Origin of the sequence: Piscinibacter gummiphilus (genome assembly GCF_032681285.1) — a bacterium.
GTDB lineage: Bacteria > Pseudomonadota > Gammaproteobacteria > Burkholderiales > Burkholderiaceae_C > Rhizobacter > Rhizobacter gummiphilus_A.
This window is the reverse complement of record NZ_CP136336.1, coordinates 3,456,602-3,480,348: the sequence shown is the minus strand read 5'-3', so window position 1 is coordinate 3,480,348 and position 23,747 is coordinate 3,456,602. Positions and strand designations below refer to the sequence as shown.

Sequence of the window (23,747 nt, the reverse complement as noted above, 5' to 3'; positions counted from 1 at the left end):
GCCGGATGCAAACCCCGTGGTGGATCGTGGCGGCGCTTCTCGCCGTCAATCTCGTGCTGCTGGTCTGGCTGGCGTTTCGCCGGCCGCCCGCGGATGACAGCCTCAAGACCGACCTGCGCAGCAGCACCGAGCGCCTGGAGCGCGAGCTGCGCGATGAACTCGGCCGCAGCGCCCAGGGCACTCGGCAGGAGCTAGGCAGCACGCTCGCCAACTTCCAGCAGACGCTCACCGGCGCGCAGGCCAACGTGGCACGCCTGCAGAACGAGCAGATCGACAGCTTCCGCGTGCAGCTCGCCGCCATGCAGCAGGCGGTGAGCGACACGCTGCAAGCCGCCGCGAGCTCGCAGGCGGCGCAGGCGATGGCCTCCCGCGAAGCGCAGGACGCAGGCCTCAAGCGCTTTTCCGACACGCTCAACGAACAGCTCCGCGCGCTCTCCGACGCCAACGAGCGACGCCTTGCCGAAGTGCGCAGCGCCGTCGAGCAGCGCCTCACCGTCTTGCAGCAGGGCAACGAGCAGAAGCTCGAACAGATGCGCGCCACGGTCGACGAGAAGCTGCACGCGACGCTCGAGCAGCGCCTGGGCGAAAGCTTCAAGCAGGTGGCCGAGCGACTCGAGCAGGTGCACCGTGGCCTGGGCGAGATGCAGGGCCTTGCGCGCGACGTGGGATCGCTCAGCCGCGTGCTCAACAACGTGAAGACGCGTGGCACCTTCGGCGAGACGCAGCTCGCGGGCCTGCTCGAGCAGGTGTTCACGCCCGAGCAATACGGCACCAACGTCGAGACGGTGCCCAACACCGGCGCGCGGGTCGAGTTCGCCATTCGCCTCCCGGGGCAGCGTACGGATGGTGTGCCGCTGTGGCTGCCGATCGACTGCAAGTTCCCGCGTGAAGACTACGAGCGGCTGGTCGACGCGCAGCACAACGCCGACGCTCCCGCCGCCGAAGCCGCCGCCAAGGCCATCGAGCTGCGCCTGCGCGCCGAGGCCAAGACGATCCGTGAGAAGTACGTCTCGCCACCGCACACCACCGACTTCGGCATCCTCTTCGTGCCGACCGAGGGCCTGTATGCCGAAGCGCTGCGCCGGCCCGGCCTCGTGGAGGCGCTGCAACGTGAACACCGCGTGATGCTCGCCGGCCCGACCACCTTGCTTGCCACCCTGAGCAGCCTGCAGATGGGCTTTCGGACCCTCGCGCTGGAGAAGCGCTCGGTCGAGGTGTGGGAGGTGCTGGGCGCGGTCAAGACCGAGTTCGGCAAGTTCGGCGACGTGCTCGCCAAGACCAAGAAGAAGCTCGACGAGGCCAGCAACAACATCCTGCAGGCCGAGGTGCGCGCGCGTGCCATGTCGCGTGAACTGCGCACGGTCGAAGCGCTGCCGGAAGCCCGCGCCAAGGTCGTGCTGCCGCTGCCGGCGGATGATGCGGGCCTCACCACCGGCGACCTGCTCGAACCCTGATGGCCTCGTTCTCGCGACCGCTCCTGGCCTTGATCATGGGCCAGGTGTGCTTGCATTCCTGCATGGCGGGTGTGCGTGTCGCGGGGCCGCTGCTGGCGCTGCGCAGCGGCCAGCCGGCGTGGGCGGTGGGTGTGTTGCTGGGGCTTTTTGCCGCGGCGCCCGTGCTGTCGTCGCTGTACGCCGGGCGCCTGGCGGACCGACATGGCTATCACCGCCCGCTGCGGATGGCGGTGAGCCTCACGGTGGTTGGCGGCACGCTGGCGGTGGCCGCCACGTGGTGGACGCAGGCGCAGTTCCCGTTGCTGTGCATCGCCGCCTGCCTCTGTGGCGTGGGAACGAACTTCGGCCTCATCGCCAACCAGCGCAGCGCCGGCAAGCTGGCCGACGGCGACCGTGCAGGCCTGACCCGCGTCTTCAGCTGGCTGGGCCTCGCGCCTGCGATGTCAAACGTGGTCGGGCCGGTGACGGCGGGGGCGCTGATCGACCTGACCGGCTTCCGTGGCGCGTTCGTGGCCTTGACGCTTCTGCCGTTCGCGGCGGTGTGGTGGTCGCGCCAAGTGCCCCGCGAGGCGGTGGCCGCGGCGGCGCCGGTGGCCGGCACCAAGAGCGCGGCGTGGGACATCCTCGCGATGCCCGGCGTGGGCCGCCTGCTGCTCGTCAACTTCCTGATGTCGTCGAGCTGGGACCTGCACTCGTTCATCGTGCCGGTGATCGGCCACGAGCGCGGCTTCAGCGCGTCGGCGATCGGGCTGATCCTCGGCGTGTTCGCGGCGGCCGTGGCGAGTGTGCGGGTGGTGCTGCCGTTTCTCTCGCACCGCTTGCGCGAGCACCAGGTGCTGGCTGCCGCGATGCTGCTCACCGCGGGTGTCTTCTGCGTCTACCCGCTGATGCACAACGCCTGGTTGATGGGCCTGTGCGCCGCGGCGCTGGGCCTGGCGCTGGGTGCGGTGAACCCGATGGTGATGACGAGCCTGCACCACCTCACGCCGGGCCACCGCCACGGCGAGGCAATCGCCCTGCGCTCGATGACCGTCAACGCGACGAGCGCCGTGATGCCGCTGGTGTTCGGCGCGGCGGGCGCCGCCGTCGGCGCTTCGGCCTTGTTCTGGGCGATGGGTGCGGCGGTGGGCATGGGCAGCTGGCAGGCGCGCCGGATGGGCCAAGTGCTGGCGCTCGGGTCCGACACGAAGCCCTGACCTCAGGCGCCGCCGTTGCGGTGCGGCGGGTACTCCGCGCTCATCGCGTCCCAGGTGATGCTGTGGGTCAGCGTGTTGAGGTTGGGGTCGGCCAGTGGCAGCAAGGTGGGCTCGGTCGCTACGAACTCGCCAGCCGGGACAGAGAAGTCGGGGGCGAGCGTGCGGTTGATGCCAGGGCGGCCGGCGGGGAGCGGTGTGGGTGACAGCGCCAGCGGCAGCCCGATGTTGAAGTTCGACTCCAGGCGCGTGCTGCTGTCGGGCATGGTGATCACCTGTACCGCGGGCATCGCGCCGAAGGCACCGCCCGAGATCGCCACGCGGAACTCGGCCTGCTGGCGGTCGACGATGCCGAACACGCTGTAGTACTGCTGCAGCGGCGGGTTGGGGTTCTGCGGCGACGGCAGCTCGAAGCGGTGGCTGCCGCTCCACGTCACGGTGCTGGTGACCGGCCCCGGCTCGGTGTGCGTGTGCTGGCCGGTTGCGGCCCAGGTCCAGTTCGATGGGGCCTCGAAGGGGGTGGCTGTCCACGCGGTCAATGCGTCTTGCAGCGGGCCGTCGGGTTCGTTGCGCCACAGACCGATGTCGCATCGTGCACTGAACTGCAGGGTGTGCTGCAGGAGCAGCGTGCCGGGCCCGCGCGAGCGCACGAGCATCTGCCCGTTCCAGCGGGTGAGGGCGCGGGCGTTGCCCCAGCGGCGGCCCACCTGCACGGCCACGTAGCCGGCCGAGCCGGGGCCGGTGCGCGGCAGCTCGACGGTCACCTCATCGGCCGACCACTCGAGCACCGCCAGCTCGGTCACCGTGCCGGCGGGGCGCCAGGGCAGGTAGTTGTCGAGGCCGGAGGGGTCGGTGGCGAGCGTGGTGCCCACGAACACCTTGCCGCGCGCGTCGCCGAAGCTGCCGTAGAGCGTGAGCCGGCTCTGGTTTTCCTCGACGCCCATGCGCACCATGCTCGGCAGCAGCGTTCCCGGGTTGCCGTTCAGGCGTGTGAAGCGGAACGACACCGGGCCACCTTCGCTCGGGTCGTCATAGAGCGTCAGGCCGGCCTCGTCGCCCACGCGCTTGATGGCCTCGTAGTCGTGGGCGCGGTTGCGCGGGTCGGGCGTGGGCACGCTGAGGTTGCTGGCCACGAACTTGTCGAGCATCCAGTGCATGGCCTCGGCCGCGGCATTCACGAAGACCGGGTGCGACCAGCCACCGTAGACGCCCGCGCCCGCGGCGCGGAAGGCCTCGCGGAAGCCCACGAAGTCGCTCGCGCAGGCGTGGATGAGCACGATGCTGTTGGCGCTGAAGCGCCAGCGGTAGCGCTCGATGAAGGCCGGCGTGATGGCGAGGAAGTTGTCGACGGCCCACTTGCCCCGGCTGTAGAGGTACTGGCCGGTGTAGTAGACGAGGTTGCCGGCCTGCAGGTCGGTGAGGTGGCCGACGATGGCTTCGATGTCGGCCACCGTGTCGGTCATCAGGGCGTGCGTGATGCCGCCGCTTGCGTCGAGCATGCCGCCGTGGGTGAGCCAGTTGAAGAAGCCCAGCTCGGGCAGGTCTTTGAGGTTCTGGACGGTGGGCGCCCACGAGGGCAGCAGCTCGACGCCGGCGTTGCGCAGCCAGCGCTCGTAGCGCTCGACCTCGCCTGAGGAGCCATCGGTCTCGGCGTAGCTCCGGAAGGTGCTGGCCGACACACCCGCGGGCGACGAGGGCACGCCCGAGAGTGGCACGTCGCCCTCGGCAGCGGGGCGAGCCTCCCGTGCGGCGTGGGTTGAGGCGCGTCGGGCGATGGCGGCGTTGGATGCGCCCGGCTGCCAGGCGGTCGAAGGGCGCGTCACGCCGGTGCGCTGGTTGTTGGCGACGACGTGGATCTGGCCATCGCTGAACTCACCGCAGACGCAGCCGTCGGGCATCACGGTGACGCGGCGGTATTCGGGCCGGGCGCGCATGAACGCCGCCACTGCGTCGCTGGAGGCACCGATGGTGCCGTCGCACAGGCGCTCGTACTCCGAGGCCACTGCGCCAAGGGCTTGCAGGCGCTCGGCGGGTGGGAGCGTCGGGCCCGGCGGCGGGGGAGGCGCGTCGGACGACGAGCCGCCACCGCCCCCGCCGCAGGCGCTCAGCAGGGCGCTGCTGCCACCCCAGCCGAGCAGTGTTCGGCGGTTGATGCGGGTGGGGTCGGGCGGGGGGCGTCGGGTGCTCATGCGTGAAATCGCGGGCCGGGCCGCGGCGGATTCGTCGTGAAGGAATGCGCCAAACTTTATGGAGCTTCCCGGCTTGGGAAACGCGGAAATCTTGTCCAATGGCACGCTGCAGCAGAGCTAATCACCGCCATGGACAGAATCGACCACGAAATCCTCAGGCACCTGACGCGCGACGGCCGCCTCACCTTCCGCGAGCTGGGCGAAGCCGTGCACCTGAGCGCCAACGCGGTGGCCGAGCGCTTTCGCCGGCTGCAGGAGAGCGGGACGATCCGCCACATCCGCGCGGTGCTCGACCCGCAGGCCATGGGCCGAAGCCTGGAGGCGCAGATCGAGATCAAGCTGAGCGCGCAGACCTCGGCGCTCGAATTCGAGAACGCGCTGCGTCACATGCCGCAGGTGATGGAAGCGGCGTTGATGACGGGGTCGTTCGACTACGCGATCCGCGTGGCCTGCGAAAACAGCCACGAGCTGATGCAGGTCACCGAGGCGCTGCGCAAGCACCCGGGCGTGAGCGATACCTATACGCGCCTGGTGCTGCGCGAGATCGAGCTGTCGGGGATGGTCTGAGCGGCGACCGCCGCGGCGTCAGAAGCGGATCGTGCCGGGGGCAGGCGCCGGTGCCGGCGCGGGTGCGGGTGGCGCGGCCGGGGCCGGCTGGGGTGCGGCGGGAGCCGGTGCGGGGCGCGCTTCGGTGAGCGGCTCGGGCTTGCCTTGGGGGAAGTTGGCCGGCAGCTTCGAATCCTTCGGGTAGCCGGCCGCGTCGATGTAGGACGCCCATTGCTCGCGCTGCCAGCCGCGCACGATCTGCGCGCCCACCGTCATCACCGGGAGCGTGCTGCCGCCGGTCAGGCGCTGCAGGGCCTGCCCGTCTTCCGGCGTGGTGACGAGCTTTTCGGAAGCGGGAATGCCGCGCCCGCGCAGGAACTGCCGGGCTTCATCGCAGGGTTGGCAGTCCGCAGCGACGTAGAGCACGACCGGGAAGCGAAGGGCGATCTGGCGCAGCTCGAAAGGCAGCGACGCATCGTCGGCCCCGCCGCCGCCTCGGGTGTTCACGCTCTGCACCTTCTTGTCGGTGCCGACATCGGGCCGGTCGGTGTAGGTGATCTTGCCGTCGGGGCCGACCACCTTGTAGAGCGCGAAGGCCGGGGCCGCCGAGAGCAGCAGAACACCGGCGGAAAGGGCGGCAACCGAAGCGGCCAGGGTGTGGATCGCGCGGTGGCGTGCGTTCATGTCGTGGGGTCTCCGTAGCGCGGCGAGGCGCTCAAATTCTAGGCATCAGGCCATGCCTTGGTGGCGCAAAAGTGCGTCAATTCGTGGCTCGCGGCCGCGGAAGGCCTTGAAGCTTTCCATCGCGGGGCGGCTGCCGCCGGCCTCGAGGATGGCCTCCCGGTAGCGCCGGCCGGTCTCGGGGTCGAGGGCGCTGGTTTCCTCGAAGGCACTCCACGCATCGGCGCTCAGCACCTCGGCCCACTTGTAGCTGTAGTAGCCGGCCGAGTAGCCCCCCGCGAAGATGTGCGAGAAGGAATGCTGGAAGCGGTTGAATGCGGGTGGCGGCATCACCGACACCTCGCGCCGCACCTCGTCCACCAGCCCCTGGATGTCGTTCTCGCTGCCGGGCTCGCCATGCAGTCGCATGTCGAAGAGGGCGAACTCGATCTGGCGCAGCGTCTGCAGGCCGCTCTGGAAATTCTTGGCGGCGAGCATCTTGTCGTAGAGCGCACGGGGCAGCGGCTCGCCGCTGTCGACGTGGGCGGTGAGGTGCTTGAGCACTTCCCACTCCCAGCAGAAGTTCTCCATGAACTGGCTGGGCAGCTCGACCGCGTCCCACTCGACGCCGGAGATGCCGGCCACGCCGATGTCGTTCACCTGCGTGAGCATGTGGTGCAGGCCGTGGCCGAACTCGTGGAAGAGGGTGGTGACCTCGTCGTGAGTGAGCAGCGCGGGCTTGCCGTCGGCGGGCGGGGTGAAGTTGCACACGAGGTGCGCCACGGGCGTCTGCGTGCTGCCTTCGGGGCGGGCCCAGCGGCCACGCACGTCGTCCATCCACGCACCCGGGCGCTTGCCGGTGCGGGCGTAGGGGTCGAGGTAGAACTGGCCGACGAGCTGCGGGCTACCGGAGGGCACCTTCGAGGCGTCGCGCTCGATGCGGAAGAAGCGCACGTTCGGGTTCCACACCTCGGCCGTGTCGGGCCGGATGCTCACTTCGAAGAGCGTCTCGATGATGCGGAAGAGGCCACTCAGCACCTTGGGTTCGGTGAAGTACTGCTTCACCTCCTGGTCGCTGAACGCGTAGCGGGCTTCCTTCAGCTTCTCGCTGGCGTAGGGCACGTCCCAGGATTGCAGGTCGGCAAGGCCGAGTTCGGTGCGGGCGAATTCGCGCAGCTCGGTGAGATCACGCTCTGCGTAGGGGCGGGCGCGCTTCGCCAGATCGCGCAGGAAGTCGAGCACCTGCTGGGGCGTGTCGGCCATCTTGGGCACGAGCGAGACTTCGGCGAAGTTCTTGTAGCCGAGGAGCTGCGCTTCTTCCTGCCGCAACTGCAACAGCTCTTTCATGATGGCGCTGTTGTCGTGCTCGGGCTTGCCGAGCTCGCTGGCGCGGGTGGCGTAGGCGGTGTAGAGCTCTTCGCGCAGGGCGCGGTCGTCGCCGTACTGCATCACGGGGAAGTAACTCGGGAAGTGCAGCGTGAGCTTGTAGCCCGGCTTGCCCTCCGCTTCGGCCGCGGCGCGTGCAGCCTGCTTCACGTCGTCGGGCACACCGGCGAGGCGGCTCTCGTCGACGTAGAGCGCGTAGCTGTCGGTCGCATCCATCACGTGCTCGGAATACGCCGTGGTCAGCGCCGCATGTCGCTCCTGGATCTGCGCGTAGCGCTCGCGGGCCGCGCCTTGCAGCTCGGCACCTGACAACACGAAATCGCGCATGGCGTTCGAAAGCGCCTTCTTGCGCGCCGCGTTCAGCTTCGCGGCAGCCGGGCTCGTGGCGATGGCCTTGTACTTGGCGTACAGGCGCTCGTCGGCCCCGAGCCGGGTGTGGAACTCGGTGATCTTCGGGATGTTTTCGTTGTAGACGGCGCGCAACTCGGGGTTGTCGGCGACGTGGTTCAGGTGCGAGACGGCGCCCCAGGCGCTGTGCAGGCGCTCGGTGGCCACATCGAGCACGGCCGACATCGCGTCGTAATCGGCCGGCACCTCGTCACCCGTGGCCTTTTCCAGCGCCGCATCGGCCGCCGCCAGCAGCTCGGTGATGGCCGGTGTGACGTGCTCGGGCTTGATCTGCGCGAAGGGGGGCAGGCCGGTGGTGTCGAGGAGGGGGTTGCTCATAGGCCTCTTGATTCAGTTGGACGCGGCGCGTTCCGCGGCTTCGATGGTATTCACGAGGAGCATCGCGCGGGTCATCGGCCCCACGCCCCCCGGCACGGGCGTGATCCAGCCAGCGACCTTGGAGACGCCTTCGAAGTCCACATCGCCACAGAGCTTGCCTTCGTCGTTGCGGTTCATGCCCACGTCGATGATGACGGCACCCGGTTTGACCATGTCGGCGGTGACGGTGTTGCGCCGGCCCACCGCCGCCACGATCACGTCGGCCTGGCGGGTGTGGGCGCCGAGATCAACCGTGGCACTGTGGCAGATGGTGACGGTGGCGCTAGCTTGCAAGAGCAGCTGCGCCATCGGCTTGCCCACCGTGTTGCTGCGGCCGATGACCACCGCATGCTTGCCGCGCAGGTTGACGCCGGTGGTCTCGATCAGCTTCATGCAGCCATAGGGCGTGCACGACTTGAAGCCCGGCAGGCCGCTCGCCAGTGCGCCGGCGCTCTGGATGGAGAAGCCGTCGACGTCCTTGTGCGGGGCGATGGCGGCGATGACCTTCTGCGGATCGATGTGCTTGGGCACAGGCATCTGCACCAGGATGCCGTGGATCTTCGGGTCGGCATTCAGCTCGGCGATGCGCTTGAGCAGGGCCGCTTCGCTCATGTCGGCGGGGTAACGGTCGAGCAGGGAGTAGACGCCGCTGCCTTCGCAGTCCTTGACCTTGTGGCTCACGTAGACCTGGCTGGCCGGGTCGTCGCCGACCAGCACCACGGCGAGGCCGGGCTGGTGGCCACGGGCGGTCAGCGCGGCGGCGCGCTCCGCCACTTCGCCGCGGATCTTCTTCGCCAAAGCGTTGCCGTCGATGAGTTGTGCAGTCATGGGGTCCTCGATTCGAAGAGTTGAAACTAAAAAGGGCCGCTGAGACAGCGGCCCTTTGTGATGTGTTGCGCGTTATGCCTTGGTCTGCTGCGCCCCAAGGGCGATCTTGAGAAGATCGGCGACCGTGTTGGCGTTGAGCTTTTCCATGATGTTGGCGCGGTGCGCTTCCACCGTCTTGATGCTGATGCCGAGGTCGTCGGCGATCTGCTTGTTGAGGCGGCCGGCGACGATGCGCTCGAGCACCTGCGATTCACGCGTGGTCAGGCGCGAGAGCAGCGCGTCGCGGCTGGCAGCCTCTTGATGGTGCGAGAAGGCGCTGCGGGCCTGGTCGAGCATGCGCTCCACGAGGTTGAGCAGCTCTTCTTCCTTGAAGGGCTTCTCGATGAAGTCCATCGCGCCCTTCTTCATGGTGCTCACCGCCATCGGCACGTCGCCATGGCCGGTGATGAAGACGACCGGCAGCGGCGACTTGCGTTCGAGCAGGCGGTCTTGCAGCTCCAGGCCGCTCATGCCGTCCATGCGGATGTCGGCGATGAGGCACGCGACTTCACGCGGGTCGAAGCGGGAGAGGAAGGATTCGGAAGAGTCGAAGCACTTGACCCGGTAGTCCTTGCCTTCGAGCAGCCATTGCAAGGAATCTCGCACGGCCTCGTCATCGTCCACAACGTAGACGGTGCCCTTCTTCGGAATCAAGCTCATGTGTGCTGTCTCATGTCAGGGCCGCTTCGAGGCCCGTGGATTTGGCGGTTTCGACCGGCAGCGTAAAGGTAAAACGGCAGCCGACAGCGAGGTCGCCATTGTAGAGGTTCTGGGCACGGATCCGGCCGCGATGGCTCTCGATGATGGAGCGGCACAACGACAGCCCGATGCCCAGGCCTTCGACCTTGGTCGAGAAGAAGGCTTCGTAGAGCCGGTTGATCACTTCCTCTTTCAGGCCCGGGCCCGAATCGGTCACGCCGAACTCGATCACACCGCCTTCTTCCGGCGTGTGCTTGGGGACCACGCGCAGCTCGATGTTGCGGCGAGCGGGCGGCAGGCCGGCCATGTCGATGGCCTCGGCGGAGTTCTTGAGCAGGTTCAGGATCACCTGCTCGATGAGGATGGGGTCGACCATCAGCGTGGGCAGGCGCTGGGCCACGTAGACATGCAGCGACACGTTGCGCCGGCGCAGTTCGATGCCGGCGAGGTCCACCGCGTCTTCGACGATGGTGCGCGCCTCCGCGGCCTGGCGTTGCGGCTCGCTGCGTTTCACGAAGGCGCGGATGCGTCGGATGATCTGCGCGGCGCGGTCGGCCTGCTTGGCGGTCTTCTCGAGTGCTGCGACGAGGTCGTCCTTGCCGATGGCGTCGCTCTTCACGCGCGAGACCATGCCGTTGCAGTAGTTGGTGATGGCGGTGAGCGGCTGGTTCAGCTCGTGCGCGACCGATGAGGCCATCTCGCCCATGGTCATCAGGCGGCTGGTGACCTGCGCCTTTTCGGCTTGCTGCTTCGACTGCTCTTCGGCATGGCGGCGGCTCGTGATGTCGGTCGCGATCAGCATCTGCGCGAGGCGGCCGTCGGTCCATTGCAGGTAGCGCGCGCGCACGTCGAACCACTTCTGCAGCGTGTCGACGAAGACTTCACGCGTCTCGGAGCCGGCTTCGGTCAGCTCCTGCGTGGGCAGGCCGCCGAAGCTGTCGACCGAATCGCCCATGTCGGCAATCATCGGCAGCCCGGGCTCGCCACCCGCGAGCGTGCCGTGGCCTTGCGCATCGGCGCCGAACCACAGGCGATACGAGCGGTTGGCGAAGAGCAGCTCGCCCTGCTGAACGGACAGCACCGACACCGCGGCGTCGAGCCCTTCCAGCACGGTGGTGAAGCGCTCGTGCGAGGCCGAGAGCTGGTCGCGCACGCGCTTGGCCTCGGTGATGTTGGTCATCGAGGTCATCCAGCCCGTCTGCATGCCTTTCGGGTCGATCAGCGGCGAGACGTACATGCGCGCATCGAAGAGCGTGCCGTCCTTGCGCATCGCCTTCACCTCGATGCCGCCAGCGGGGCTGCGGCCTTGCAGCTCCTGCTGCAGCAGGCGCATGTTCTCTTCGTAGCGGTCGGGGGGCCAATGGGGGAAGGGCGGCATGCGGCCGATCAGCTCATGCTCGCTGAAGCCCGTCATCGCGCAGAAGGCGGGGTTCACGTAGGTGATGCGGCCCTCCATGTCCATCGCGCGCATGCCGGTGAGCATGGAGTTTTCCATCGCGCGGCGGAAGTTGGTTTCCGACACGAGCGTCGCCTGCATCTGCACGCGCCGGCGCATGTGGCGCCAGGTGCCGAGCAGCATCCACACGGTGAGCACCGACAGCGCCGACACCATCCAGAAGAGCGTGTTGCTGATGAGGCCGATGGAGGTGCGGTAGCCCTGGCCACGCAGCACGAGGCCGTTGCTCGCCGGGGCGAGCGGCACTTCGTAGACGATGGACGCCGGCTTGGGCGTCTCGCCGGGTGTCATCGGCAAGGTGCTCGCCACCAGCTTTCCTTGCGCATCCACGAGCGTCATCGTGTGCCGCTTCGACACCTCGGCTGGAATGAAATAGCGCACCAGCGAGTCGATGGAGTACTCGGCGATCAGCGTGCCGGAAAAGGCGCTGCGGTCCAGCAAGGGCACATGCACCTGGAACACCGAATTGCCGTTCGCATCGGCGAAGGTGCGCGAGTACACCGGCAGCCGCAGCTCGCGGGTGGCACGGAAGGCCTGGTCGGGCTCGCTGTTGCGCTGCTCGGGTAGCGAGCGCTGGTTGTCGATGTACGGGAGGCCGAGTTCCGAGAAGAGCGTGGTCGTCGAGTAGCTGGCCTTGCGGGAGCGCGACTGGTTGACCCAGATGAGGTTCGTGATCTCGGGCCGCTCGCGCGTGAAGCTTGCGGCCTGGCTCTGGAACTCCTCTTCATCGATCTGGCGCGTGACGATCTCGCGCGCGATGCGCACGAGCTGCTCCTGGTTCTCGATCAGGCGCAGCCGGATCTGCTGCTGGGCGATCTCGGTGTCGCGCTTGACCGATTCCTGCTCGCGCTCGAACTCCTCGTTGCGCAGGTACCAGAAGGCCGAAATGATGGCCGCGAGGAAGAGCAGCACCGACACCAGCGGGCCGAGCGTGGCATAGCGGTCTTGACGGGCCGGCGACTGCCGCCGCCACCACCTGCCGACAAGGCGGCCGGCCCTCGCGGTGACAGGGCGACGGGGAGGCGATGCTGGTGCAGGAGTGGACATAGGCGGATTATCGAGGGGCGGTCGCAAGGCCTCGAATGTTCCATTCCTGACGCTTGAAAATTCGCATAGTGAAATCACATAGCGCTATTTGAAAAAATTCAGACTTGTGGGACACTCCGCCGCAACCTGAATCCCAACAAGGAGACAAGCATGTCTGCGATGCCCGAAGCCTTTCTGGGCGCGGCGGCCAACGATGCCGACGCACAAGAAACCCGCGAATGGCTGGACGCCATGTCCGCCCTGATCGAGGCCGAGGGCCCCGAGCGCGCCCACTTCCTGCTTGAGGAACTCATCAACCACGCGCGCCAGGCCGGCATCGACATGCCGTTCTCCGCCCGCACGGCCTACGTCAACACCATTCCGCCGGACCAGGAAGAGCGCACCCCGGGCAACAACGAGATCGAAGAGCGCCTGCGGGCCTACATGCGCTGGAACGCGATGGCGATGGTGGTCAAGGCCAACCGCCTGCACCCGGCCGACGGCGGTGACCTCGGCGGCCACATCTCCTCGTTCGCCTCGCTCGCCACGATGTTCGGCGCCGGCTTCAACCACTTCTGGCACGCCGAGAGCGAAGGCCACGGCGGCGACCTGCTCTACATCCAGGGTCACAGCTCACCCGGCATCTATGCGCGCGCCTTCCTCGAAGGCCGCATCACCGAAGAGCAGCTCAACAACTTCCGCCAGGAAGTCGACGGCAAGGGCCTCTCGAGCTACCCGCACCCGAAGCTGATGCCGGAGTTCTGGCAATTCCCGACCGTGAGCATGGGCCTCGGCCCGCTGATGGCGATCTACCAGGCGCGCTTCCTGAAATACCTGCATGCCCGCGGCATCGCCAACACCGAGAACCGCAAGGTCTGGGTCTTCTGCGGCGACGGCGAGATGGACGAGCCCGAGTCGCTCGGCGCGATCGGTTTGGCCGCACGCGAAAAGCTCGACAACCTGATCTTCGTCGTCAACTGCAACCTGCAGCGCCTCGACGGCCCGGTGCGTGGCAACGGCAAGATCATCCAGGAGCTCGAAGGCGAATTCCGCGGCTCCGGCTGGAACGTCATCAAGCTCATCTGGGGCAGCTACTGGGATCCGCTCCTCGCCCGCGACAAGGAAGAGATCCTGCGCAAGGTGATGATGGACACCGTCGACGGCGACTACCAGGCCATGAAGGCCAACGACGGCGCGTTCGTCCGCAAGCACTTCTTCGGCCAGCACCCCAAGCTGCTGGAGATGGTCGCCAAGATGAGCGACGAAGACATCTGGCGCCTGAACCGTGGCGGCCACGATCCGCAGAAGGTCTACGCGGCCTACCACCGCGCCGTCAACACCAAGGGCCAGCCGACGGTGCTGCTCATCAAGACGGTGAAGGGCTTCGGCATGGGCAAGAGCGGCGAGGCGCGCAACACGGCGCACCAGACCAAGAAGCTCACCGACGACGACATCAAGGGCTTCCGCGACCGCTTCAACATCCCCGTCAGCGACGAGCAGATCGAGAAGGGCATCCCGTTCTACAAGCCGGCCGACGACACCGTCGAGATGCGCTACCTGCACGAGCGCCGCAAGGCCCTCGGGGGCTATCTGCCCAAGCGCCGCACCAAGGCCGATGAGTCGCTGAAGGTGCCTGACCTCGAGACCTTCAAAGCCGTGCTCGAGCCCACTGCCGAAGGCCGCGAGATCAGCACCACGCAGGCCTATGTGCGCTTCCTCACGCAACTGCTGCGCGACAAGGAAGTCGGCCCGCGCGCCGTGCCCATCCTCGTGGACGAGGCCCGCACCTTCGGCATGGAAGGCCTCTTCCGCCAGATCGGCATCTACAACCCCGAGGGCCAGAAGTACACGCCGGTCGACAAGGACCAGGTCATGTACTACCGCGAAGACCAGGCCGGCCAGATCCTGCAGGAAGGCATCAACGAAGCGGGCGGCATGTCGAGCTGGATCGCGGCGGCCACGTCGTACAGCACGAACAACCGCATCATGGTGCCGTTCTACGTGTACTACTCGATGTTCGGTTTCCAGCGCGTCGGCGACCTGGCCTGGGCGGCGGGTGACATGCAGGCGCGTGGCTTCCTCCTCGGCGGCACCTCGGGCCGCACCACGCTGAACGGGGAAGGCCTGCAGCACGAAGACGGCCACAGCCACATCCTGGCCGGCACCATTCCGAACTGCATCAGCTACGACCCGACCTTCGCGCACGAGGTGGGCGTGATCCTTCACCACGGTCTCAAGCGCATGGTGGAGAAGCAGGACAACGTCTTCTATTACCTGACGCTCCTCAACGAGAACTACCCGATGCCTGGCCTGAAAGCCGGCACCGAGGAAGAGATCATCAAGGGCATGTACCTGCTGGAAGAAGGCGCCAAGAAAACCCCGCGCGTCAACCTGCTGGGCAGCGGCACCATCCTGCGCGAGTCGATCGCCGCCAAGCAGCTCCTGAAGGACGACTGGGGTGTCTCGGCCAACGTCTGGAGCTGCCCGAGCTTCAACGAACTCGCCCGCGACGGGCAAGACGTGGAACGCTGGAACCTGCTGCACCCGACCGAGAAGCCGCGCGTGCCCTTCGTCGCGCAGCAGCTCGACAAGTACACCGGCCCGGTGATCGCTTCCACCGACTACATGAAGGCCTACGCCGACCAGATCCGCGCCTTCATCCCCAAGGGCCGCACGTACAAGGTGCTGGGTACCGACGGCTTCGGCCGCAGCGACTTCCGTTCGCGCCTGCGTGAGCACTTCGAGGTGAACCGCCACTACATCGTGGTGGCCGCGCTCAAGGCACTTTCGGAAGAGGGGACTGTGCCCGCGGCTAAAGTCGCCGAGGCGATTCAGAAATACGGCATCAACGCCGACAAGATCAACCCGCTTTATGCGTGACGTAATCGCCTGATCCAGGCAACGGAGACACAACAACATGGCGCTGGTGGAAGTGAAAGTCCCCGACATCGGGGACTTCAAGGACGTCGAGATCATCGAAGTGCTGGTCAAGCCCGGTGACACGATCAAGGCCGAGCAATCGCTCGTGACGGTCGAGAGCGACAAGGCCTCGATGGAGATCCCGGCCTCGCACGCCGGGGTCGTGAAGGAAATGAAGGTCAAGCTCGGCGACAAGATCAGCGAAGGTTCGCTGGTCCTGTTGCTCGAGGCGGCAGCGGGTGGGGTAGCAGCGCCTGTTCCGGCGCCGCAGTCCGAGCCCGACACCTCGAACCAGAAGCTGCCGCCCGTCGAGCTGGCGGTGGCGCCCGCGCCGGCGCCGATTCAAGCACCGCCGCCTGCGGCCGCCGCAGAGCGCACGGTGCCGACCGCCGCCTTGCCGGCGCACGAGCCCACCGCACCCCGCGGCCATCTGCCGCATGCCTCGCCGACGATCCGCAAGCTCGCCCGCGAGCTGGGTGTGCCGCTCGACGAAGTGAAGGGCTCCGGCCCCAAAGGCCGCATCACCCACGACGACGTGCATGGCTTCGTCAAGGGCGTGATGGCCGGTGAGGTGCAGACCAAGGCGCAATCGGCCAAGGGCGGTGGCGCCGCAGCCGGTGGCGGCAACTTCCCGGGCCTGCCGGCCTGGCCGACGGTCGACTTTGCGAAGTTCGGCCCCATCGAGCGCAAGGACCTGTCGCGAATCAAGAAGATCAGCGGCGCGGCCCTGCACCGCAACTGGGTGATGATTCCGCACGTCACCAACCACGACAACGCCGACATCACCGAGCTCGAAGCCTTCCGCGTCCAGACCAACAAGGAAAACGAGAAGAGCGGCGTCAAGGTGACGATGCTGGCCTTCGTCATCAAGGCGGTGGTGGCAGCGCTCAAGAAATTCCCCGAGTTCAATGCCTCGCTCGATGGCGACCAGCTCGTGCTGAAGCAGTACTTCCACATCGGCTTCGCGGCCGACACGCCGAACGGCCTGGTGGTGCCCGTGCTGAAGGACGCCGACAAGAAGGGCATCCTGCAGATCAGCAAGGAGATGGGCGAACTGGCCGCCAAGGCGCGCGACGGCAAGCTCGGCCCGGCCGACATGAGCGGTGGTTGCTTCTCGATCAGCTCGCTCGGTGGCATCGGTGGCCGCTACTTCTCGCCGATCATCAATGCGCCCGAGGTCTCGATCCTCGGCCTGTCGCGCAGCGTGATGGAGCCGGTGTGGGACGGCAAGGCCTTCCAGCCGCGGCTGATGCTGCCGCTCAGCCTGAGCTATGACCATCGCGTGATCGACGGCGCTGCCGCAGCGCGCTTCAACGCCTACCTCGGGCAGGTCCTTGCGGACTTCAGGAGAGTCCTGCTGTGACGACGGTCGTCGTCGTCAGGAAAGCGGGGCAGGTGGCGATCGCGGGTGACAGCCTCGTCACCTTCGGCGACACCCGCCTGCCGCATGGCTACGAAAACAACGAGAAGCTCTTCAAGGTCGGCGATTCGTGGGTTGGCATGGCCGGCACCACGGCGCACTTTCCGGTGCTGCGACGCGCCCTCGCGTGGCTGCCGCCCGAGGAACTGAAGCTGCACTCGCGGGACGAGGTGTTCGACACCTTCCTCAAGATCCACCCGAAGCTGAAGGAAGTCTTCTACCTCAACACCAAGGAAGAAGACGCCGACCCCTACGAAAGTTCGCAGCTCACCGCGCTCATCGCGAATGCAAGCGGCATCTACGGCGTGTACTCGTACCGCGAGGTGTTCGAGTTCGACCGCTTCTGGGCCATCGGCTCGGGGCGTGCGTTTGCGCTGGGTGCGATGTACACCGCCTTCGACCGCGCCAAGACCGCGCGCGAACTCGCCGAAATCGGCGTCAAGGCGGGATGCGAATTCGACAAGAACTCCGACGGCCCCGTGAAGGTGCAGACGATCAAGCTCAAAGGAAAAGACTGAACATGGCCACGATCGAGATCAAGGTGCCCGACATCGGCGACTTCAAGGACGTCGCCATCATCGAGGTGCTGGTCAAGCCCGGCGACAAGGTTGCGAAGGAGCAGTCGCTGGTGACGGTGGAGAGCGACAAGGCGTCGATGGAGATTCCGTCGTCGCACGCGGGTGTCGTCAAGGAGATGAAGGTCAAGCTGGGCGACAAGATCAGCGAAGGCACGCTGCTGCTCACGCTCGAGGCCGAGGGTGCGGCAGCTCCAACCCCAGCGCCAGCACCCGCCGCCACCGCAGCGCCTGCCAAGGCGGCGGCTCCCGCTCCCGCCGTGGCCGCACCGCCCGCCGCCACGCACAGCGGCGGTTCCGACCTCGAATGCGACGTGCTCGTGCTTGGCGCCGGCCCCGGCGGCTACAGCGCGGCCTTCCGTGCCGCCGACCTCGGCTTGAAGACGGTGCTCATCGAGCGCTTCGCGACACTGGGTGGCGTGTGCCTCAACGTCGGGTGCATTCCTTCCAAGGCGCTGCTGCACGTGGCCGCGGTGATGGACGAGGTGAAGCACTTCGAGTCGCTCGGCGTGAGCTTTGGCGCACCGAGCGTCGACCTCGCCAAGCTCAAGACCCACAAGGACAAGGTGGTGGGCAAGCTGACCCAAGGGCTGGCCGCAATGGCGCGCATGCGCAAGGTCACCGTGGTGCACGGCACGGGCGAGTTCCTCGATCCCTATCACGTCGGCGTCGCCAGGGCCGATGGCGGCAAGCAGGTGATCAAGTTCAAGAACGCGATCATCGCTGCCGGCTCCGAAGCGGTGAAGCTGCCCTTCCTGCCGAAGGATGACCCGCGTGTCGTCACCTCCACCGGCGCCCTCGAATTGCGCCAGGCCCCGAAGCGCATGCTGGTGATCGGCGGCGGCATCATCGGCCTGGAGATGGGCACGGTCTACAGCAGCACCGTCGGCTCGCGTCTCGATGTGGTGGAAATGCTCGACGGCCTGATGCAGGGCGCCGACCGCGACATGGTGAAGGTGTGGCAGAAGTTGAACGCACCGCGCTTCGACAACATCATGTTGAAGACGAAGACGGTCGGGGCCGAGGCCACGAAGGACGGCATCCTCGTCAAGTTCGAAGGCGAGAACGCACCGAAGGAACCGCAGCTCTACGACCTAGTGCTGCAGGCGGTGGGCCGCGTGCCGAACGGCAAGCGCATCGGTGCCGACAAGGCCGGTGTGGCCGTCAACGAGCGTGGCTTCATCCCGGTCGACATCCAGATGCGCACCAACGTGCCGCACATCTTCGCCATCGGCGACATCGTCGGCCAGCCGATGCTCGCGCACAAGGCGGTGCACGAAGGGCACGTGGCGGCCGAGGTGGCGTCGGGCGACACACATGCCGCTTTCGATGCACGCGTGATTCCGAGCGTGGCCTACACCGATCCCGAAGTCGCCTGGGTCGGCCTCACCGAAGACGACGCCAAGGCGCGCGGCATCAAGGTCAAGAAGGGCCTCTTCCCGTGGACGGCTTCCGGCCGCGCGATCGCGAACACGCGCGACGAAGGCTTCACCAAGCTGCTCTTCGACGAGGAAACCGGCCGCATCGTCGGCGGTGCCATCGTCGGCACGCATGCAGGCGACATGATCGGTGAGGTGGCGCTGGCGATCGAGATGGGGGCTGACGCCATCGACATCGGCAAGACCATCCATCCGCACCCGACGCTGGGGGAAAGCCTGGGAATGGCGGCGGAGGCCGCCGAAGGTCACTGCACCGATCTGCCGCCGGTGAAACGCTGATCGGAAAGCAACCCTAGCGGTTGCTTTCTTTCACGATGAGCCACTGCCCGCCGATCTGCTGCCAGATCAGGCTCTTCTGCATCACATCCTTGAAGCCTTCGGAGCGATAGCTCTGCTTGAACTGCGTCTCGACCCGGTCGGGTGCGAGTTCGCGGGCCAGCACCTCTTCGAGCTTGACGTTGATCTCGCCCTTCCTCGTCACGAGGCGCCGCCGCTGGTTCTTCCAGCTCTCGGCATCGCCGAGTTCGGAGCGGAAGTCGGGCGCATAGAACGCCAGGTAGCGATCGATGTCCTTCGCTTCCCAGGCGGCCGCCCATTCGTTGAGGCGGCGCACCGACAGGGCGGTGGGGCCGTTGACCGACGCCGCGGTGGGCTCCGACGGCAGCACGGGCGCCGAGGCCTTCACCGGCGCCGACTCTGCGCGAAGCGCCGGAGCAGCAGGGTTGCGCGCGGTCGCTGATGGCTGTGGGGTGCCCTGGGTCAGCGAGGCGGCGCGCCGGTCCAGCTCGTCGAGGTTGAGCGGCTGCACCTCGATCGCGTCGAGCGGGCAGCGGCCGGGGCCTTCGTCACCGGCCGACCAGTTCTCGGTGCCCTGCGGCGCTTCGCGGTCGCTGCGCAGGCCGAGCTGGGTGTTGAGGCGGTTGAGTGCGGCCTGCACGCGGGCGTAGGCGATGCCGAGGTCGAACTCGGCGTTGGCATACGAGCGGCGTGCGGTGTAGAGCTCGTTCTCCGAGTTCAAGAGGTCGAGCAGGCTGCGCTGACCGATGTCGAACTGCTGGCGGTAGGCGTCGCGCGCCTTCTCGATCGCGAGCGTGTTGCGGTCGAGATAGATCAACTGGTCGGCGAGCTTCTTCGTGTCGTTGTAGGCGATGGCGAGCACCTGGCGCGCATCGCGGCAGGCCTTGTCGCGCTGGTCGGCGGCCTGGTTCACGAGGTTGGCCTGCTGGCGCACGCGGGCGCGGTCGCTGCCGCCGTTGAAGAGGTTCCAGTTCAGCACGATCTCGGCCGTGCTGTCGGTGCGCTGGTCGCGCACGCCGTCGAAATTCTTGCCGGTGCCCGAGCGCAAACGCGCTTCCACCTTCGGCTGGTAGGCCGACTCGCGTGCGTTGAGCAGCTCTTTCGTGGCGCGCAGCGTCTCGATCGAGGCGCTCACGGCCGGGCTGCGACGCGCGGCTTCGAGCGAAGCCTCGTTGGCCGAGGCGGGCACGCCGTCCTTGAGCAGCAGCGGGAGCGGCATCGCCTTGGGGGGCGCCACACCCACCACCCGCTGGTAGCGCGCCGACACGTCGTGCAGGTTCGAGAGTTCGGTACTCAGGTTCGACTCCGCCAATGCCAGGCGGGCGCCGGCCTGTTCGAGGTCGACCCCTCGGCCCACGCCGGCCCTGAAGCGCGACTGGATCTGGTTGAACGCGCTCTTGTGCTGCACGTAGCTGTCTTCGGCCAGTTGCACGAGGCGCCGATAACGCAGCACGTCGTAGTAGGCGCGGGCAGCTTCGAGCGCGGTTTGTTCGGTGGCGTCGAGCAGCTCGAAATAGCGTGCGAGCTTTTCGTGGCCGAGGCGGCCCACTTCGTTCTGCGTGGCGAGACCGTCCCACAGCAGCTGGCTCAAGGTGAGCGACGCACCGCTGCGGCTGATGGATTGGTTTTGCGGCGTGCGCGAATCGATGCGGTCGCGGTCGCGGCCGGCAGAGGCACTCAGGTCGAGGCGCGGGAAGTAGCCGCCACGCGCCGCGTCGACCGCATCGGCGGCGGCGCGGTACGCGTTGAAGCGCGCGGTGACGTCGGGGTTGGTGTTGATCGCCTGCTGGGCTGCGGCCTTCAGGGCCTCATTGCTCTGTGCGCTGGCACTGGCGGTAAACGCCAGGGTGAGGGCAAGAGTCAAGGCTCGGGTCTTGAAGTGCATCAGGCTGGTCTTTCAGGGGCGTCGTCCAAGTAGTGAGGGGTTCCTTCGACGCCGGGCGAGTTTAGCCGCCGCGTTGCGGGCCTCCGTCCCCCCCGACCGCATGGCCGGGTGGGACTATTTCACGACCCTCGGCTGCGCGGGCAGGTTCCGTGAAATAGGCCCGGGTTGCCCAATAGCACCGCTCGGCGGGCCTGCGTGGCTGACAGGGCTCAATTCCACGGCCGCGGTGACGACAACAGGTCGTTGAACCGTCCTCTCGCCCGTGTCGATTCTTCTCACCCCATCGTCGAGCCTGCATGAGCTGCGCGTGCGCTGCACGCCGCTGCGTCTGTGGGCAATGGCGTGGCTGGTCGTCGCCCTGCTGGTGCCGGGCCTGCCCTCGCAGGCGTGGGATGCCGAACGCATGATGGCCGCGGCCACGCGGATGTCGCCACGCGCGGTGGCCGGCGTGAAGGCGCTGCAGCCGCTTCTGATGCAGTCGGTCGGGCAGGACGAGGCGGTGCAACTGCAGGCCATCAACCAGTTCTTCAACCGGCGCATCCAGTTCCGCGACGACACCGAGGCCTGGGGCCAGGTCGACTACTGGGCCAGCCCGCTCGAGAGCCTGGACAGGGGCCAGGGCGACTGCGAGGACTACGCCATCGCCAAGTACTTCAGCCTGCTGGCTGTGGGCATGCCGGTTGCCAAGTTGCGGCTCGTCTACGTGCGCGCCCAGATCGGCGGGCCCAATGGCGTGGTGCAGGCCCACATGGTGCTGGCCTACTATGCGACACCCGGGGCCGAGCCGATGATCCTGGACAACCTCATCACCGACGTGCGCCCCGCATCTCGGCGGCCCGACCTGGTGCCGGTGTTCAGCTTCAACAGCGAGGGGCTGTGGCAAGGTGTGGGGCCTCAGGCCGCGGGCGACCCGGCGGCGCGCTTGTCGCGCTGGCGCGAGATTCTTGTGAAGGCGAGGGCGGAAGGGTTCCAATGACGACCGTGACGAGAGGCCCCGGAACCAGAAGTACAACGAAAAGGAAGAAGGCATGTCCCTGATCCGGCAGATCTGGTTGTTGATGCTGTCCACCGTGCTGCTGGCCTATGCCGGCAGCGTGACGGTCTCGGTCGAATCGGCCCGGCACTACCTGCAGACGCAACTCAGGCTCAAGAACGCCGACAACGCCACCTCGCTCGCGCTTGCCTTGTCGCAGCAGAAAGGCGACCGCGAGCTGATGGGCCTGCTCATGGCGGCCCAGTTCGACACCGGTTTCTACCGCCGCATCAAGTTCATCGCCGCCGATGGCAGCGTGCCCTTCGTGCGCGAAGCGCAGGCCACGGGCCAGGTGGCGCCGGCCTGGTTCGTGAAGCTCGTGCCCATCGATTCGGACCCGGGCTTTGCGCAGGTGTCTGATGGCTGGCGCGCGCTCGGCAAGGTCGAGGTCGTGAGCCACTCCTTCTTTGCGCACGACGAACTCTGGTCCGGCACCGTGCGCACGGCTGCGGCACTCGCGGTCGTGGGCCTTCTCGCCGGGGCCATCGGGGCGGTGCTGATGCGCCGCATCCGCAAGCCGCTCGACTCGACGGTGGAACAGGCGCATGCGTTGGTGGCGGGCGAGTTCCGCATCGTGCCCGAGCCACGCGCGCCCGAGTTGCAGCGCCTCACGCGGGCGATGAACACGATGGTGAGCCGACTGCGCGTCACCTTCCAGGCCCAGGCCGACCAGCTCGACACGCTGCACAAGCAGGCCAACCTCGACCGGCTCACCGGCCTGTCGAACCGTGCGCATTTTCTTGGCCAGCTCACCGCGGCGCTGCAGCGCGAAGACGGCACGGCCGAAGGCGGCCTCGTGCTGCTGCGGGTGATCGACCTCGCCGGCATCAACCGCAGCCTCGGCCATGCCGGCGCCGACCGTGTCATCACCACCATCTCGCAGGCGCTCAAGCCCTATGCCGAGCGCGCCAGGGGTTGTTTTCTCGGCCGCTTGAACGGCTCCGACTTCGCGCTGTGCCTGCCGGTGCCCGGCGTGGCCCGCGAAACGGCGCAGGCCTTGTCCGACGCGCTCTCGGTGCTGCTGACGAGCCTGGGCGGCAGTGCGGGGGTCTGCATGGGCGCGATCGAGCTGCGGCGCGACATGACGCCAGCCCAGGTGATGAGCGCAGCCGATGCGGCGCTCGCACGGGCCGAAGCCCGCGGGCGTTTTGCCGTCGAACTCAGCAACGAGCCGGAGCACAGCGTGGCGATGCTCGGCGAGGCGGCCTGGCGCCAGCGCATCCGCGACGCGCTGGTGCAGGGCCGTGTGCACCTCGTCAACTTCCCGGTGGTCAACGGGCGTGGCGAGATGCTGCACCTCGAGTGCCCGCTGCGCCTGCAGCTGGAAGAGCAGGGCGAATTCGAGCCTGCCGCGCGCTGGCTGCCGCTCGCGATGCGCAGCCGCCTCACCGTCGACGTCGACGAACGCGCGCTCGCGCTGGCGCTCGCCGAGTCGGGCGCCGACGGGCAGCCGCGCTGCGTGAACCTGTCGCCCGCCTCGCTGGCCGACAGCAGTTTCTCGTCACGCCTGCGTGCGCTCCTGTGGGATTCGCCGCGCGTGGCGCGCCTCATCTGGCTCGAAGTCTCGGAGTCCGCGGCGGTCGAGCATTTCGACCTGCTGCAGGAGCTGAGCCGCCAGCTGCGCCCAACCGGGGTGCGCTTCGGTCTCGAACACGCGGGTGAGCGACTCGGGTTGATCCCGCGCCTCTTCGAAGCGGGGCTCGACTACGTGAAGCTCGACGCCTCGATGATCACGGGTGTCGGCAGTGACGACCACCGCGCGACCTTCGTGCGCGGCACCGTCACGCTGCTGCACGGCCTGTCGTTGCAGGTCTATGCCGAAGGCGTGGCCGATGAGACCGATGCCAAGGCCCTGTGGGAATGCGGCATCGACGGCGCCACCGGTCCCTACATCTCGCGCCAGGCCGCTCCGGGCAGCCACTGATCCGAACGAGAACC

Annotated in this window: 16 protein-coding genes; 9 read left to right on the top strand and 7 right to left on the bottom strand. The window is 67.4% G+C overall.

Annotated elements, in window-relative coordinates; translation table 11 throughout:
- The first annotated feature begins 5 nt into the window (after positions 1–5).
- Positions 6–1,454 carry a DNA recombination protein RmuC gene (rmuC, locus tag RXV79_RS16050; RefSeq protein WP_316698877.1) on the top strand — a complete coding sequence of 483 codons (1,449 nt, stop codon included), beginning with the start codon at positions 6–8 and terminating at the stop codon, positions 1,452–1,454.
- Positions 1,454–2,650, top strand: a complete 1,197-nt coding sequence (locus RXV79_RS16045; protein WP_316698876.1) for an MFS transporter — start codon at positions 1,454–1,456, stop codon at positions 2,648–2,650. The genes rmuC and RXV79_RS16045 overlap by 1 nt, the downstream gene beginning before the upstream one ends.
- Positions 2,651–2,652: 2 nt before the next feature.
- On the opposite strand, the gene RXV79_RS16040 is transcribed toward RXV79_RS16045, so the two are convergent.
- Positions 2,653–4,836, bottom strand: a complete 2,184-nt coding sequence (locus RXV79_RS16040; protein ID WP_316698874.1) for a hypothetical protein — start codon at positions 4,834–4,836, stop codon at positions 2,653–2,655.
- Between the two features lie 129 nt (positions 4,837–4,965).
- Here RXV79_RS16040 and RXV79_RS16035 point away from each other — a divergent pair, with 129 nt between their 5' ends.
- Positions 4,966–5,403, top strand: a complete 438-nt coding sequence (locus tag RXV79_RS16035; protein WP_316698872.1) for an Lrp/AsnC family transcriptional regulator — start codon at positions 4,966–4,968, stop codon at positions 5,401–5,403.
- 18 nt (positions 5,404–5,421) lie between these two features.
- On the opposite strand, the gene RXV79_RS16030 is transcribed toward RXV79_RS16035, so the two are convergent.
- The 5 genes from RXV79_RS16030 to RXV79_RS16010 all read right to left on the bottom strand — a co-directional run bounded on the left by RXV79_RS16030 (position 5,422) and on the right by RXV79_RS16010 (position 12,262).
- Entirely contained in the window at positions 5,422–6,066 is a 645-nt protein-coding gene (locus RXV79_RS16030) for a glutaredoxin family protein (protein ID WP_316698870.1), read from the bottom strand.
- A 45-nt stretch (positions 6,067–6,111) separates the two neighbouring features.
- Positions 6,112–8,154, bottom strand: coding sequence for a M3 family metallopeptidase (locus RXV79_RS16025; RefSeq protein WP_316698868.1), 2,043 nt, complete (start codon positions 8,152–8,154; stop codon positions 6,112–6,114).
- A 12-nt stretch (positions 8,155–8,166) separates the two neighbouring features.
- Positions 8,167–9,021, bottom strand: a complete 855-nt coding sequence (gene folD / locus RXV79_RS16020; RefSeq protein WP_316698867.1) for a bifunctional methylenetetrahydrofolate dehydrogenase/methenyltetrahydrofolate cyclohydrolase FolD — start codon at positions 9,019–9,021, stop codon at positions 8,167–8,169.
- Positions 9,022–9,093: 72 nt separating this feature from the next.
- Positions 9,094–9,720: a response regulator transcription factor gene (locus RXV79_RS16015; protein ID WP_201813264.1), complete on the bottom strand. Its 627-nt coding sequence runs from the start codon at positions 9,718–9,720 to the stop codon at positions 9,094–9,096.
- Between the two features lie 10 nt (positions 9,721–9,730).
- The gene (locus RXV79_RS16010; protein ID WP_316698865.1) at positions 9,731–12,262 is read right to left on the bottom strand and encodes a PAS domain S-box protein; all 2,532 of its coding nucleotides are present in this window, start codon (positions 12,260–12,262) and stop codon (positions 9,731–9,733) included.
- Between the two features lie 150 nt (positions 12,263–12,412).
- Here RXV79_RS16010 and aceE point away from each other — a divergent pair, with 150 nt between their 5' ends.
- From aceE to lpdA, 4 genes are read left to right on the top strand one after another with little or no spacing between them, the layout of a single operon-like run.
- A complete protein-coding gene (aceE, locus tag RXV79_RS16005) occupies positions 12,413–15,121 on the top strand; it encodes a pyruvate dehydrogenase (acetyl-transferring), homodimeric type (RefSeq protein WP_316698864.1) in 2,709 nt (902 codons plus the stop codon).
- Between the two features lie 37 nt (positions 15,122–15,158).
- Positions 15,159–16,523 carry a dihydrolipoyllysine-residue acetyltransferase gene (gene aceF, locus RXV79_RS16000; protein WP_316698862.1) on the top strand — a complete coding sequence of 455 codons (1,365 nt, stop codon included), beginning with the start codon at positions 15,159–15,161 and terminating at the stop codon, positions 16,521–16,523.
- Positions 16,520–17,098, top strand: coding sequence for an Ntn hydrolase family protein (locus RXV79_RS15995; protein WP_316698861.1), 579 nt, complete (start codon positions 16,520–16,522; stop codon positions 17,096–17,098). Before aceF ends, RXV79_RS15995 begins: the two co-directional genes overlap by 4 nt.
- Before the next feature lie 2 nt (positions 17,099–17,100).
- Positions 17,101–18,873: a dihydrolipoyl dehydrogenase gene (lpdA, locus tag RXV79_RS15990; protein WP_316698860.1), complete on the top strand. Its 1,773-nt coding sequence runs from the start codon at positions 17,101–17,103 to the stop codon at positions 18,871–18,873.
- Positions 18,874–18,886: 13 nt separating this feature from the next.
- Here the strand turns inward: lpdA and RXV79_RS15985 are convergent, their stop codons facing one another.
- Positions 18,887–20,776, bottom strand: coding sequence for a TolC family outer membrane protein (locus RXV79_RS15985; protein WP_316698859.1), 1,890 nt, complete (start codon positions 20,774–20,776; stop codon positions 18,887–18,889).
- Between the two features lie 262 nt (positions 20,777–21,038).
- Between RXV79_RS15985 and RXV79_RS15980 the strand changes: the two genes are divergently transcribed.
- Complete coding sequence (locus tag RXV79_RS15980) at positions 21,039–21,752, top strand: transglutaminase-like cysteine peptidase (protein ID WP_316698857.1); 714 nt, start codon at positions 21,039–21,041, stop codon at positions 21,750–21,752.
- A 52-nt stretch (positions 21,753–21,804) separates the two neighbouring features.
- A complete protein-coding gene (locus RXV79_RS15975) occupies positions 21,805–23,733 on the top strand; it encodes a bifunctional diguanylate cyclase/phosphodiesterase (protein ID WP_316698856.1) in 1,929 nt (642 codons plus the stop codon).
- The last annotated feature ends 14 nt before the right edge of the window (positions 23,734–23,747 follow it).